Here is a 14542-nt window from a genome sequence, read left to right on the forward strand (position 1 = left end):
ACGGGCGGAATATGGATACACATCCTATACAGGCGTCGCCGCAAAGGTGGATAGTTGCTTTGGGCTTGCTGCTGGTTGCCGGCGTACAAGGCCTTTTCCTGTGGGGGTACACAGACGATGGTATATGGGTTTCCTTGTTGGACGGAATGGCTGCAACTCTGCTGTTTGCCCTATCGGCTTATTGGGCATGGTATGTTCTCGGCTTTGTCCATATTTCCATTACTACGCTTTTTATCACTATATTAGGCATATCTTGTACTTTGGTGGGCAGTTTCTTTATCCGGTGGATCTTGGAGTTTATTAATCATGCAGTCTACACTCCTTTTATACTCACACTTCCTTTCCGCCTCTGTTATGTGGCCTTACTGTGGAGCATCATCCTGTTATGGTATCGTTTGCAATCTGCTGCGGGTGAGCGTGAGGAGATGGAAAATCAATTGGTAACCATGCAGGAAACCTGGATGGAAGACCGCAGGAAAGCGGAGGCCAGCCGGAAGAAAGAGGAAGAAGCCGGTGCGGATGCGGAAGACTGCCTGGATCGGATCACAGTGAAAGATGGGACTAAAATTCATTTGATAGAATTGGCGGACTTGCTTTATATTCAGTCTTGTGGCGACTATGTGACATTGATTACTCCTGAAAGGGAGTATATTAAAGAACAGACGATGAAATATTTTGAAACTCATCTGCCTGGATCAGACTTTGTCCGTATCCATCGTTCGGCCATCGTTCAGGTTAAGCAGATATCCCGTCTGGAATTGTTCGGCAAGGAGTCTTATCAACTGATCTTAAAAAACGGTCGAAAGCTGAAAGTCAGTAATAGTGGCTACCGTTTGCTGAAAGAGCGCTTAAATCTCTAATTTATATTGTTAGGTAATATGGCCGGAAGGAAAAGGGGAGGGTGACATGTGTGGAACTGTCCTGTAACAGGAATGAAATCCGTTTGTCATGAAACCTTTAATAGAGTGTAACTCTCACGAAACTTAACCCATCTACTTTTGCGACAGATTTATAACGCATAAAAAAGTATATGAAAAAGGTTGTTAGAGCTGTGTCTCTTATGCTACTGATGGCAGGTGTTTGTGGAAATGCATTTGCCGAGGAAAATGAAAACATTGTCCGGCAAGGCACTATTCGCGGACGTGTGATAGACAATGGAAAACAAATTCTACCGGGTGCTTCCATCTTTATTGAGAATCTGAAAACCGGAGTGATCAGTGATGTGAACGGTTTCTACACATTACCCAATCTGAAGCCCGGCACTTACACCGTCAAAGTGACCTATGTAGGTTATAGCCCTATTGAAATGAAAGTTACCGTTCCCGAAGGCAAGACTTTAGAGAAAGATATAGTGATGAATGAAGGGGTGGAACTGCAGGAAGTGCAGGTGAAGGGAGCTTTTCAAGGGCAGAAGAAAGCAATCAATACACAAAAAAATAATCTGGGTATCACCAATATCGTATCTGCCGACCAAGTAGGGAAATTTCCCGACTCAAACATAGGTGATGCATTGAAACGTATCAGTGGCATCAATGTGCAATACGATCAAGGCGAGGCCCGTTTTGGACAAGTCCGCGGCACTAGTGCCGATTTAAGCTCCGTCACCATTAATGGTAATCGTGTCCCATCTGCTGAGGGGGATACTCGTAACGTGCAGTTGGACTTGATTCCTGCCGATATGATTCAGACCATCGAAGTAAGCAAAGTCGTTACACCCGATATGGACGGCGATGCTATCGGTGGTTCCATCAATCTGGTAACTAAAAATTCTCCTTATAAACGTACTATCAATGCCACAGCGGGAAGTGGTTACAATTGGATCAGCGAGAAAGCCCAGTTGAATTTAGGCTTCACTTACGGAGACCGTTTCTTCAATGACAGACTGGGCATGTTGCTCTCCGCTTCTTATCAGAATGCTCCTTCCGGTTCTTATGATACTGAATTCATGTGGGAACAAAATGAGGATGGCAAAGTATATGTCAGCGATTATCAGATGCGTCAGTACTTTGTCACCCGTGAACGTCAAAGTTATTCGGCGGCTTTTGACTTCGAACTCAATGAAAACCATAAATTGACTTTCAAGGGTATTTTTAACAACCGCAATGACTGGGAAAACCGTTACCGTACCAATATCAAGGATTTGGACGAGAACGGAAAAGGCACAGTCCGCATCCAAACCAAAGCTGGTACTCCTGATAATCGCAATGCCCGTCTGGAGCGTCAGCGTACCATGGATTTCGCTTTGGGCGGAGAACACTTATGGGGAGCAATCGGCATGGATTGGAATGCCAGTTATGCAAAAGCTACAGAAGAACGCCCTAATGAGCGTTATCTTGACTTCCAACTGAAAAAGCAGGAATTTGATATAGACTTGAGTGATGAACGCCAGCCGTTGGCAACACCCACAGCAGGTTCTACCCTGACACTGAGTGATAAGTTCAGCTTGAAAGAACTGACAGAACAACAGGAAGACATCAAAGAAGAGGATATGAAATTTTCGGCCAATTTCAAAACCAGTTTGAATAATGGAGCCAAACTGAAGTTCGGTGCGAAAGTAGTACGTAAAACGAAAGAAAAAGAAATAGACTTCTACGAATATACTCCGAAAGACGAGGATGCCTTCATGACCAACAGCCTGAAAAATACGGTAGACCAGAGTACGGATAAATTTATGCCGAGCGACAAATATCAGGTAGGAACATTTGCCAGTAAAGAATATGTGGGTGGATTGAACTTAAATGATGCTTCCCAATTCGATAAAGAACAGGTACAAGCCGAATTGGCTGAGAACTTTGAGGCTCGTGAAACTGTAAGTTCCGGGTATGTACGATTTGACCATAAATTTACCTCTGATATAAACTTGATGGCAGGGCTCCGCATAGAGCACACTTCTCTTCGTTATACCGGTCGTAACTATGATGATGAAACAGATAAGACCACCAAGACCGGCCGCGTCGTCAACAGTTATGTGAATTTCCTTCCTTCTATTTTGGTGAAATGGGATGTAAATGATGATTTCAAGATACGCGGTTCTTACACGCAGACCTTGAGCCGACCCAAATATTCAGCTTTGGTTCCTAGCGTGAATATCAACCGTGGCGATAATGAAATAAAGATTGGTAACTCTGACCTGAAACCTACTATTTCTTACAACTTCGATTTGAGTGCCGATTATTATTTCAAGAGTGTAGGTTTGGTGAGCGCAGGCTTTTTCTATAAGAAAATAGACGATTTCATCGTAGATCAGGTACTGACCAACTATGAATACCAAGGAACAGAATATACCCGTTTCACTCAGCCCAAGAATGCAGGAAATGCTAATCTGTGGGGATTGGAATTTTCTTATCAGCGTGATTTCGGCTTCATTGCTCCGGCCTTGAAGTATGTGGGTTTCTATGGAACCTATACTTATACTCACTCACGTGTGGAGGACTTTAACTTCGAAGGACGTGAGAACGAGAGCGGGTTGAGTTTGCCGGGGTCTCCCGAGCATACGGCGAATGCCTCTCTTTACTTTGAAAAAGGAGGCTTGAATGTGCGCCTGAGCTATAACTATGCCTCCAGTTTTATCGATGAAATGGGCCCAAGTACATTTTATGACAGATATTATGATGCCGTGAACTATATGGATGTGAACGCCAGTTATACCTTTGGCAAGAAGGTGAAGATGACCTTTTATGCTGAGGCGAACAATCTGCTGAACCAGCCGCTCCGTTACTACCAGGGTACGAAGGACCGTACTATGCAGGCAGAATATTATGGCGTGAGAATGAATGCAGGTTTAAAAATAAATTTCTAAAAATTAAGTATATGAAAACGTTGATGATGATTAGAAAAATGAAAGAAGTATTGACATGGGTATGGATTGTTGTCATTGGTGCGGCTATCTGCCTGAATGTGTGTGCCCAGACTCCACAAGATTGGAAAGGACTGGAGAAACAACTGAATTTTTATATGGCTAACGATTTGGGACGTAACGGTTATTATGACCAGAAGCCCATAGCCGAGCTGATGGGAGAAATGGCGGATGTTATTGGTCCCGAGTGTGTGTTTGCAGCTGGAGACGTGCACCACTTTGAAGGTGTACGCAGCGTTAACGATCCGCTTTGGATGACCAACTACGAGTTGATTTACAGCCATCCCGAACTGATGATAGACTGGTTCCCGATCTTGGGAAATCATGAATACCGGGGTAATACGCAGGCTGTGTTGGATTATACCAATGTGAGTCGTCGCTGGTCGATGCCTGGTCGTTATTATACCAAAGTTTTTGAGAAGAAAGGAACTGCCATCCGTTTTGTGATGATAGATACCGCTCCTCTGATTGACAAATACCGTAACGAGAGCGAAACTTATCCGGATGCCTGCAAACAGGACATGGACAAGCAACTGGCATGGATAGACTCTGTGCTTACTGCTGCCAAAGAAGATTGGGTTGTCGTAATAGGGCATCATCCCATTTATGCTGAAACGTCGAAAGACGACAGTGAACGCAGCGATATGCAGAAACGTCTGGATCCTATCCTCCGTAAACATAAGGTGGATATCTATGCATGCGGACACATTCATAACTTCCAGCATCTTCGTGTGCCGGGCAGTGATATCACTATGTGGTAAATTCGGCAGGTTCGTTGAGCCGTAAGGTAAAACCAGTGGAAGGCACTCAGTTCTGCAGTCCCGAACCGGGCTTTTCTATCTTCACGGCAGACAAGAAAGAACTGGATATGCATATGATTGATAAGAAAGGAAAAGTAATCTATACTGTAAAACGCACCAAATAGGGATAGTTATTTTAGGGAAAAAGAGTACATTTGCGGTGTAAAACTGTAAATGTACTCTTTGTTATGTTGAATACACTCCTTTTGATTGGTGGTCTGGCTCTTATTTTGGCTGGTGCAAATGGCTTGACAGATGGTTCTGCAGCGGTTGCCAAACGTTTCCGTATTTCTGATTTGGTAATCGGGCTTACCATTGTAGCTTTTGGCACTTCGGCTCCCGAATTGGTTATCAGTGTGCTTTCTGCATTGAATGGCAGTGCTGAAATGGCTATTGGTAATGTGGTGGGTAGTAATATATTCAATGCTTTGATGATTATAGGCTGTACTGCGTTGGTACTCCCCATAAAAGTAGGTGAGGGGACGATGAGTAAAGAGATTCCGTTAGTCATTCTTTCTTCATTGGTACTGTTTGTCTGTGCCAATGACATGATGCTGGACAGGGAAGCGGTCAATGTTATCAGCCGTTCCGATGGGTTTGTTCTGTTGGCTTTCTTCCTTATATTTATGCGTTATACATTTGCTATCGCTCGTAATGGGGCAGATGAGGCAGGAGAAGAGCAGAAGATTAAGGAAATGCCTGTATGGAAATCGGTGTTGTATATTGCAGGAGGACTGGCCGGGCTCATATTTGGCGGACAGCTTTTTGTCGACGGGGCAAGCGGGCTTGCCCGTTCATGGGGTGTCAGTGAATCGGTAATCGGACTGACATTGGTAGCCGGAGGTACTTCCTTGCCGGAGCTTGCTACATCTGTTACGGCAGCTTTAAAGAAGAATCCGGGAATTGCTATCGGCAATGTCATCGGTAGCAATCTGTTCAATATATTCTTTGTACTGGGGTGCAGCGCTACGGTATCACCGCTTCCGATGGGGAATATAAATAATCTCGATTTAAGTGTGCTGATTGCTTCCTCCCTGTTGTTGTGGCTGGTAGGCTGGTTTTTCCGTAAACGTACCATAACCCGTCTTGAAGGCGCATTGATGGTTGGCTGTTATGTCGTTTATACCGCCTATCTTATTGCCCAACAGTAAAAAAGCCATAAAAAGAATAAGTTATCTGCAAAAAAACTTCTATCTTTACACCCTGAATTTTTATAAAAATACAGCATGGCTATTACCATTAAAAAAGTCAGTTCAAAGAAAGAACTTAAGACATTTATACGGTTCAACTACGAGTTATACAAAGAGAATCCTTATTCCGTACCCGACTTGTACGATGATATGCTGAATACGTTCAGCCCGAAGAAGAATGCCGCTTTCGAGTTTTGTGAGGCGGAGTATTTTCTGGCATATAAGGATAACAAGGTGGTAGGACGTATTGCAGGGATTATAAATAAACGCGCAAACGAAACTTGGAATAAAAAAGAAGTCCGTTTCGGATGGATTGATTTCCTGGATGATATCGAAATATCACGCGCCTTGTTGGATGCAGTAGCCCAATGGGGTAAATCGAAGGGAATGGATACCATTCAGGGACCTTTGGGCTTTACCGACTTTGATGCGGAGGGTATGCTGATAGAAGGATTCGACCAATTGAGCACCATGGCGACTATCTATAATTATCCTTATTATCCACAGCATATGGAGAAGTTGGGATTCGAAAAGGATGCCGATTGGGTGGAATATAAAATTTATATTCCGGATGCAATTCCTGATAAGCATAAGCGTATCAGTGATTTGATTCAACGTAAGTTTAACTTGAAGGTGAAGAAATATACATCGGGTAAGAAAATTGCGGCCGAATATGGCCAGGCTATCTTCGAATTGATGAATGAGGCTTATGCTCCGCTTTATGGTTTCTCGGCTTTGTCTCAAGGACAGATTAACCAGTATATAAAGATGTATTTGCCTATTGTAGATTTGCGTATGGTGACCTTGGTGACCGATGCTGAAGATAAACTGGTGGCGGTGGGTATTTCAATGCCTTCTTTGTCCGAAGCGTTACGAAAAGCGAAGGGGCGTTTGCTGCCTATGGGCTGGTATCATTTGCTGAAAGTGCTGTTTTTGCATAAATATCCCCCTATGCTGGACTTGTTGCTGGTTGCTGTAAAACCTGAGTATCAGAACAAAGGAGTCAATGCTTTGTTATTCTCGGACTTGATTCCTGTATATCAGCAACTGGGATTCAAGTATGCCGAAAGTAATCCGGAACTGGAACTGAATGGAAAGGTGCAGGCCCAGTGGGAATATTTCAAGACCGAGCAGCATAAACGCCGTCGTGCTTATAAAAAGAGTATTCTGTAACAACGATATATAAAAATGTGATAAGTCAATATGGAAGAAAACAACGAACTGATAAACAATCCCGCTGTAGAATATACCGACGATAACATCCGCCACCTCAGTGACATGGAGCATGTGCGTACCCGTCCCGGTATGTATATTGGAAAGTTGGGTGACGGATCACATGCCGAGGACGGTATCTACGTCCTTCTGAAAGAAGTTCTCGACAACAGTATCGATGAATTCAAAATGCAGGCGGGTAAAAAGATTGAGATTATCATTGAAGAAAATCTCCGTGTCAGCGTGCGTGACTATGGTCGGGGTATTCCGCAGGGAAAACTTATTGAGGCTGTAAGTGTGCTGAATACGGGAGGTAAATATGACAGTAAGGCGTTTAAGAAGAGTGTCGGACTGAATGGGGTCGGTGTGAAAGCTGTCAACGCATTGAGTTCGCGCTTCGAGGTGCGCAGCTATCGTGATGGAAAGGTGCGTATCGCTACCTTTGCCAAGGGAGACTTGTTGACGGATACCACACAAAATACAACAGAGGAGAACGGTACTTATATTTTCTTTGAACCGGATAACCTGTTATTTGAGAATTACAGTTTCCGTCCGGAGTTTGTGGAAACCATGCTCCGCAATTATACCTATCTGAATACAGGACTGGCCATTATCTATAACGGTCAGCGTATCTTGTCCCGTAACGGGTTGGTGGATTTGCTTAACGACAACATGACGGCTGTGGGATTATATCCCATCATCCATTTGAAGGGAGAAGATATTGAGATAGCCTTTACGCATACCGGCCAGTATGGTGAAGAGTATTACTCTTTTGTCAACGGACAGCATACGACTCAGGGAGGTACGCATCAAAGTGCTTTCAAAGAGCATATTGCCCGTACCATCAAGGAATATTTCAACAAGAACATGGATTATTCCGATATCCGTAACGGACTGGTGGCTGCCATTGCCGTCAATGTGGAGGAACCGTTGTTCGAAAGTCAGACTAAAATCAAGCTGGGCTCTACCAATATGGCTCCCGGTGGTCCTACCGTCAATAAATTTGTAGGTGATTTTGTAAAGACTGAGGTCGATAACTATCTGCACAAGCATACGGACGTGGCCGATGTGATGTTGCAGAAGATTCAGGAGTCGGAGAAAGAGCGTAAAGCGATAGCCGGAGTGACGAAACTGGCACGTGAGCGAGCCAAGAAGGCAAATCTTCATAACCGGAAGTTACGTGACTGCCGCTTTCATCTGAACGATGTCAAAGGGGACAAGAAGGAGGAAAGCTGCATCTTCATTACCGAGGGAGACTCGGCAAGCGGTTCTATCACCAAGAGCCGTGATGTAAATACTCAGGCAGTATTCAGTTTGCGTGGTAAGCCGTTGAATTCTTACGGGCTGACCAAGAAGATTGTATATGAGAATGAAGAGTTTAACCTGCTTCAGGCTGCTCTGAACATAGAGGACGGTATGGAAGGATTACGATATAATAAGGTAATTGTAGCTACAGATGCTGATGTAGACGGTATGCACATCCGTTTATTGCTTATTACTTTCTTCCTGCAATTCTTCCCTGACTTGATAAAGAAAGGTCATGTATATATCCTTCAAACCCCTTTATTCCGTGTCCGCAACCGCAAGAAAGGAGTTTATGAAACCGTATATTGTTATTCGGAAGAAGAACGGATTGCCGCTATCGAACGGTTAAGCCCCAATCCCGAAATTACCCGATTCAAAGGTTTGGGAGAGATCTCACCCGATGAATTCAAGCACTTTATCGGCAAAGACATGCGTCTGGAGCAAGTTTCCCTCCGCAAGACTGACCTGGTGAAAGAATTGCTGGAGTTTTATATGGGTAAGAACACCATGGAACGTCAGAATTTTATTATAGATAACCTTGTTATAGAAGAAGACATTGCGTGAATCACTAACAAATATGAGAAGAGCCATATTTCCGGGGACATTTGATCCCTTTACCATCGGCCATTATTCGGTCGTGAAAAGAGCATTGACCTTTATGGATGAAGTGGTAATCGGTATCGGTATCAATGAGAATAAGAAGACTTGGTTTCCTACAGAGAAACGAGTGGAGATGATTGAGAAACTTTTTGCTGATGATCCCCGGGTAAAGATCGACGCTTACGATTGTTTGACCATAGACTTTGCCAGAGCTAAAGAAGCGCAGTTCATTGTTCGTGGAATCCGCACCGTACACGATTTTGAATATGAGGAAACCATAGCCGATATCAACCGGAAACTGGCCGGTATAGAAACTATTCTGTTATTTACGGAGCCGGAACTTACTTCTATCAGCTCTACTATTGTGAGAGAATTATTGCAGTTTGGTAAAGACGTAACACCATTCTTACCTGAAGGAATGAAAATAGACTGATCATGAAATATACTATGTACTTTGCAGGCTTGATTGCCTGCTTTTTTTCTATTGTAGCCGTACAGGCTCAGGAAAATAAGTTTCTGAATTCTCCGGCACGCAAATTACAGTTGGCGGAGTTTGCCATTGCCAACCTTTATGTAGACGAAGTCAATGAGGGGAAACTTGTAGAGGAAGCCATCGTAAAAATGCTGGAACAGCTTGATCCTCATTCTACTTATTCCGACCCGGAGGAAGTGAAGAAAATGAACGAGCCGCTGCAGGGAAACTTTGAAGGTATCGGCATACAGTTCAATATGGCAGAAGATACATTGTTGGTGATACAGCCCGTATCGGGCGGTCCTTCCGAAAAAGCAGGTATTCTGGCCGGCGATCGTATCGTCATGGTGGAAGATACGCTGATAGCCGGTGTAAAGATGAGCACCGAAGATATCATGCGTCGTCTTCGTGGTCCTAAAGATTCAAAAGTGAATTTGAAAATACTTCGCCGAGGGGTGAAGGAACTGCTCCCTTTTACGGTGAAAAGGGATAAAATACCTGTTTACAGCCTGGATGCTTCCTATATGATTAAAGATAAGATTGGTTATATCCGTATCAACCGTTTTGCCGCCACTACCCATGAAGAGTTCAAGAAAGCGTTAGCTGAATTGCAGAAAAAAGGGATGAAAGATTTGATTCTTGATTTGCAAGGCAATGGCGGAGGTTATTTGAACGCTGCCATCGATATTGCCAACGAGTTTCTGGGCAAAAAGGAACTGATAGTCTATACGGAAGGCCGTCGTAATCCCCGTAGTGAATTTTTTGCTAAAGGTACGGGCGAGTTCCAGAATGGTCGTCTGATTGTATTGGTCGATGAATTCTCGGCTTCTGCCAGTGAGATTGTGACCGGAGCTGTTCAGGATTGGGACAGAGGAGTCGTTGTGGGCCGGCGCAGCTTTGGTAAAGGCTTGGTGCAGCGTCCCATTGATTTGCCGGACGGGTCGATGATTCGTTTGACGGTGGCCCGTTATTATACTCCTGCCGGACGTTGTATCCAGAAACCTTACGAAAGCATTGAAAAGTATAATGAGGACCTGATAGACCGTTATAATAAAGGAGAGATGATGAGTGAAGACAGCATTCACTTCCCGGATTCACTGAAGTTCAAAACTCATAAGCTGGCTCGTACGGTATATGGCGGTGGGGGAATTATGCCCGATTATTTTGTGCCGATTGATACGACTCTCTATACTAAATATCATCGTCAGTTGCGTGATAAAGGGGCGTTGATGAAAGCTCACTTTCATTTTATTGATGCCCATCGTAAAGAATGGCTGGGCAAATACAAGACTTTCAATGAATTCTACAAACGTTTTGAAGTGACTCCGGATATGTTGGCACAACTGGTTGCTACCGGCAAGGAGATGGGAGTGGAATATAATGAAGAAGAATACCAGAAGGCCCTTCCTTTGCTGAAATTGCAGATGAAAGCATTGATAGCCCGTGATTTATGGGATATGAATGAGTATTATCACGTCATCAATGATGCCAATGAAAGTATCAGGAAAGCACTGGAGCTGCTGGAACAACCGGATTTTGAAGGATTGCTGCTAAAAAAACGATAGTCAAGACTTTATATTAACTGCAGGGGCGCATAGTTGCACTCCTGCATCCAACCATCACTTTATCTGTCTCCCGAACAGCACCTTATTCAGCCATCGGTTTACATAAATATTTGCAAAAGCACATCCTACTCCGATCGCTGCTCCTGCCACTACATCACTGGGATAATGCACTCCTTGGTTCATTCGTGCAAACCCCACTCCACAGGCCCATACGGCAGAAGGAGCGATGACATACCATTTGGGATAAGTGATAGAAAGCGAAGTTGCCAGGGAAAAAGCGGCGGCTGTGTGTCCTGAAGGAAACGACGGGCTGTCTGCATCCGGTGCTCCGTATGCATGAATCTTATCCGGATACTTTACAAAAGGCCGGTCACGTCCTATGATATGTTTGGCAGCGTATGTGATACCTACCGCCTCAATCACACTGGTTCCTATGTAAACGGCATCTTTCAGCATCGGCTGGTCTTTCTTTATCAATGCATAGAGTCCCATGGCGGCAGGCACTCCTACGGGCAGAATCACTCCGCTGGCGGATAGTCCTCTGCTGAGGCCGTGTACCTTCCATTTATTGATGGTTTTCAATGTGTTGATATCTATATTCTGGGCCGGGAGGCTGAATGTAAAACTTACTGTCAACAAGAGGAAAATAATTCTTCGTATATCCATTTTGTTTGGTTTTTGTTCGGTACAAAGATAGAAAAATAATGTAATTCGCATTTACCCTTCCCGAATTAAAGAATAATTTCCATAATTCCTTGTATTATCGCTAGAATTCCTTTACTTTTGCATCGTGAATACACAGCTTTTAACAGAATTTTTAGTTCTAACAATTAAATAATTTAAATTCAATCATTTATGTGGTTAAGTAATTCATCTATTGGAAGGAAAGTGGTGATGAGTGTCACAGGTATCGCCCTTGTCCTGTTTCTGACGTTTCACATGGCGATGAACCTTGTTGCGCTCTTCTCGGAAGATGCTTACAACATGATTTGTGAATTCTTGGGAGCTAACTGGTACGCGTTGGTTGCAACTGCCGGACTGGCTGCTCTGTTCGTAATCCACATCATCTACGCTTTCTGGTTGACCATGCAGAACCGTGCAGCTCGTGGTAGCGAACGCTATGCAGTGAACGTTAAACCTAAAACTGTGGAATGGGCATCTCAGAACATGCTTGTCCTGGGTATTATCGTCATTGCCGGATTGGCTCTTCACTTTGCCAATTTCTGGTACAAAATGCAGTTTGCCGAAATCATCGGTGTTCATGATTTAGGTGCGTTCGGCCCTACAGACGGTGCCGCTTACATCCGTGAAACATTCGGATGCCCTGTATTTACAGTGCTTTACCTCATTTGGTTAGCAGCTTTATGGTTCCACCTGACTCACGGATTCTGGAGCGCTTTGCAGACATTGGGCTGGAGCAACAAAATCTGGTTCGAGCGTTGGAAGACTATTGGTAACATCTACTCTACTTTGGTAGTTCTTGGTTTTGCAGCAGTAGTCGTTATCTACTTCGTAAAATCACTCGCTTGTGGTGCTTGCTAATCGTAAATTGTAAATGATAAAATTGTAAATGAATATGGCTACTATAGATTCTAAAATTCCTGAAGGCGCTTTAGCCGAGAAATGGACCAATTATAAAGCTCATCAAAAATTGGTAAACCCTGCCAACAAACGTCGTCTTGACATTATTGTGGTAGGTACCGGTTTGGCAGGTGCTTCGGCTGCTGCTTCACTGGGTGCTCTGGGTTTCAAGGTATTAAACTTCTGTATCCAGGACTCTCCCCGTCGTGCACACTCCATCGCTGCACAGGGAGGTATCAATGCTGCTAAGAATTATCAAAATGATGGTGACTCCGTTTACCGTCTTTTCTATGATACAATTAAAGGTGGTGACTACCGTGCACGCGAAGCCAACGTTTACCGTCTGGCCGAAGTGTCAAATGCTATTATCGACCAGTGCGTAGCTCAAGGTGTTCCTTTCGCTCGCGAATACGGTGGTTTGCTTGACAACCGTTCATTCGGTGGTGCTCAGGTATCACGTACATTCTATGCCCGCGGCCAAACCGGACAGCAGTTGTTGTTGGGTGCTTATTCTGCATTGAGCCGTGAAGTTCAGCGTGGTAACGTGAAATTGTACACTCGTTATGAAATGTTGGACGTTGTGCTGATTAAGGATAACGAAGGTGTGGAACGCGCCCGTGGTATCATTGCCCGTAACTTGGTTACAGGTAAGATTGAACGTTTTGCTGCTCACGCAGTAGTAATCGGTACCGGTGGTTATGGTAATACTTATTTCTTGTCTACCAACGCTATGGCGTCAAATGGATCGGCTGCTATGCAGGTTTACCGCAAAGGTGCTTATTTTGCTAATCCTTGTTTTGCACAGATCCACCCGACCTGTATTCCTGTACACGGTGACAAGCAGTCTAAACTGACTTTGATGTCTGAGTCATTGCGTAATGACGGACGTATCTGGGTTCCGAAAAAGCTGGAAGATGCCAAGGCATTGCAGGCAGGAACTAAAAAACCGACTGATATACCTGATGCAGACCGTGACTTCTATCTGGAACGTCGTTATCCGGCATTCGGTAACTTGGTTCCTCGTGACGTTGCTTCACGTGCTGCGAAAGAACGTTGCGACGCAGGTTTCGGTGTGAACAACACAGGTTTGGCTGTATTCCTCGACTTTAAGTATGCTATCGATCGTCTGGGTGAAGATGTAGTTCGTGCCCGTTACGGTAACTTGTTCGATATGTACGAAGAAATCACTGATGAAAATCCGTATAAAACTCCGATGATGATCTTCCCGGCTATCCATTATACGATGGGTGGTATCTGGGTTGACTATGAACTGATGACCTCTATCAAGGGTCTGTATGCTATCGGTGAAGCTAACTTCTCTGACCACGGTGCAAACCGTTTGGGTGCATCTGCATTGATGCAGGGATTGGCTGACGGTTACTTCGTATTGCCTTACACTATCCAGAACTATTTGTCAGACCAGATTCAGGTTCCCCGTTTCTCAACAGACCTTCCCGAATTCGTAGCTGCCGAAAAGGCTGTAAACGATAAGATCCAGAGACTGATGAATATCAAGGGTCATCGTTCTGTAGACTCTATTCACAAGGAGCTGGGTCACATCATGTGGGACTTTGTAGGTATGGGACGTACCAAGGAATCTTTGACTACTGCTCTGGCTAAACTGAAAGAAGTAAGAAAGACCTTCTGGAGCGACCTTCGCATTCCGGGTGAAGCTAATGAATTGAATGTAGAACTTGAAAAGGCAATCCGCCTGGCTGATTTCATCGAAATCGGTGAGCTGATGGCTTACGATGCATTGAACCGTGAGGAATCTTGTGGTGGTCACTTCCGTGAAGAGCACCAGACTCCGGAAGGTGAAGCACTTCGTCACGATGACAAGTTCTCGTATGTAGCTTGCTGGAAATACACCGGTGAAGGAAAAGAACCCGAATTGATCAAGGAAGATTTGAACTATCAGTTCGTTAAGGTTCAAACTCGTAACTATAAGTCTTAATTATTAA

Annotated in this window: 10 protein-coding genes and 1 pseudogene; 10 read left to right on the plus strand and 1 reads right to left on the minus strand. The window is 44.3% G+C overall.

The window, feature by feature from the left end:
• The first annotated feature begins 11 nt into the window (after positions 1–11).
• The 8 genes and pseudogenes from AB5935_RS02165 (at position 12) to AB5935_RS02200 (ending at position 11000) form a co-directional block, all read left to right on the plus strand.
• Positions 12–860: a LytR/AlgR family response regulator transcription factor gene (locus AB5935_RS02165; protein WP_038608420.1), complete on the plus strand. Its 849-nt coding sequence runs from the start codon at positions 12–14 to the stop codon at positions 858–860.
• 170 nt (positions 861–1030) lie between these two features.
• The gene (locus AB5935_RS02170; protein WP_038608423.1) at positions 1031–3799 is read left to right on the plus strand and encodes a TonB-dependent receptor; all 2769 of its coding nucleotides are present in this window, start codon (positions 1031–1033) and stop codon (positions 3797–3799) included.
• Between the two features lie 11 nt (positions 3800–3810).
• Positions 3811–4781 (plus strand): annotated as a pseudogene (locus AB5935_RS02175) (metallophosphoesterase).
• Positions 4782–4844: 63 nt separating this feature from the next.
• Positions 4845–5807 carry a calcium/sodium antiporter gene (locus AB5935_RS02180; protein ID WP_005849851.1) on the plus strand — a complete coding sequence of 321 codons (963 nt, stop codon included), beginning with the start codon at positions 4845–4847 and terminating at the stop codon, positions 5805–5807.
• 75 nt (positions 5808–5882) lie between these two features.
• On the plus strand, positions 5883–7019 hold the full coding sequence (locus AB5935_RS02185; RefSeq protein ID WP_007834353.1) for a hypothetical protein: 1137 nt from the start codon (positions 5883–5885) through the stop codon (positions 7017–7019).
• Between the two features lie 30 nt (positions 7020–7049).
• Positions 7050–8927, plus strand: a complete 1878-nt coding sequence (locus tag AB5935_RS02190; protein ID WP_007834355.1) for a DNA topoisomerase IV subunit B — start codon at positions 7050–7052, stop codon at positions 8925–8927.
• A gap of 13 nt (positions 8928–8940) precedes the next feature.
• Positions 8941–9396 carry a pantetheine-phosphate adenylyltransferase gene (gene coaD / locus AB5935_RS02195; RefSeq protein WP_007834356.1) on the plus strand — a complete coding sequence of 152 codons (456 nt, stop codon included), beginning with the start codon at positions 8941–8943 and terminating at the stop codon, positions 9394–9396.
• Positions 9397–9398: 2 nt separating this feature from the next.
• Positions 9399–11000: a S41 family peptidase gene (locus AB5935_RS02200; RefSeq protein ID WP_007834357.1), complete on the plus strand. Its 1602-nt coding sequence runs from the start codon at positions 9399–9401 to the stop codon at positions 10998–11000.
• Between the two features lie 54 nt (positions 11001–11054).
• On the opposite strand, the gene AB5935_RS02205 is transcribed toward AB5935_RS02200, so the two are convergent.
• Entirely contained in the window at positions 11055–11666 is a 612-nt protein-coding gene (locus AB5935_RS02205) for a phosphatase PAP2 family protein (RefSeq protein WP_008654035.1), read from the minus strand.
• 189 nt (positions 11667–11855) lie between these two features.
• Here AB5935_RS02205 and AB5935_RS02210 point away from each other — a divergent pair, with 189 nt between their 5' ends.
• Positions 11856–12542 (plus strand): succinate dehydrogenase/fumarate reductase cytochrome b subunit, encoded by a 687-nt coding sequence (locus tag AB5935_RS02210; protein ID WP_007834359.1) that lies wholly within the window; start codon positions 11856–11858, stop codon positions 12540–12542.
• Between the two features lie 34 nt (positions 12543–12576).
• Positions 12577–14535: a fumarate reductase/succinate dehydrogenase flavoprotein subunit gene (locus AB5935_RS02215; RefSeq protein WP_005945354.1), complete on the plus strand. Its 1959-nt coding sequence runs from the start codon at positions 12577–12579 to the stop codon at positions 14533–14535.
• Positions 14536–14542: the final 7 nt, after the last annotated feature.

It is taken from the genome of Phocaeicola sp. RTP21198st1_B8_RTP21198_201120, assembly GCF_040929485.1.
In the GTDB taxonomy this organism is placed as follows: Bacteria; Bacteroidota; Bacteroidia; order Bacteroidales; family Bacteroidaceae; genus Phocaeicola; species Phocaeicola dorei.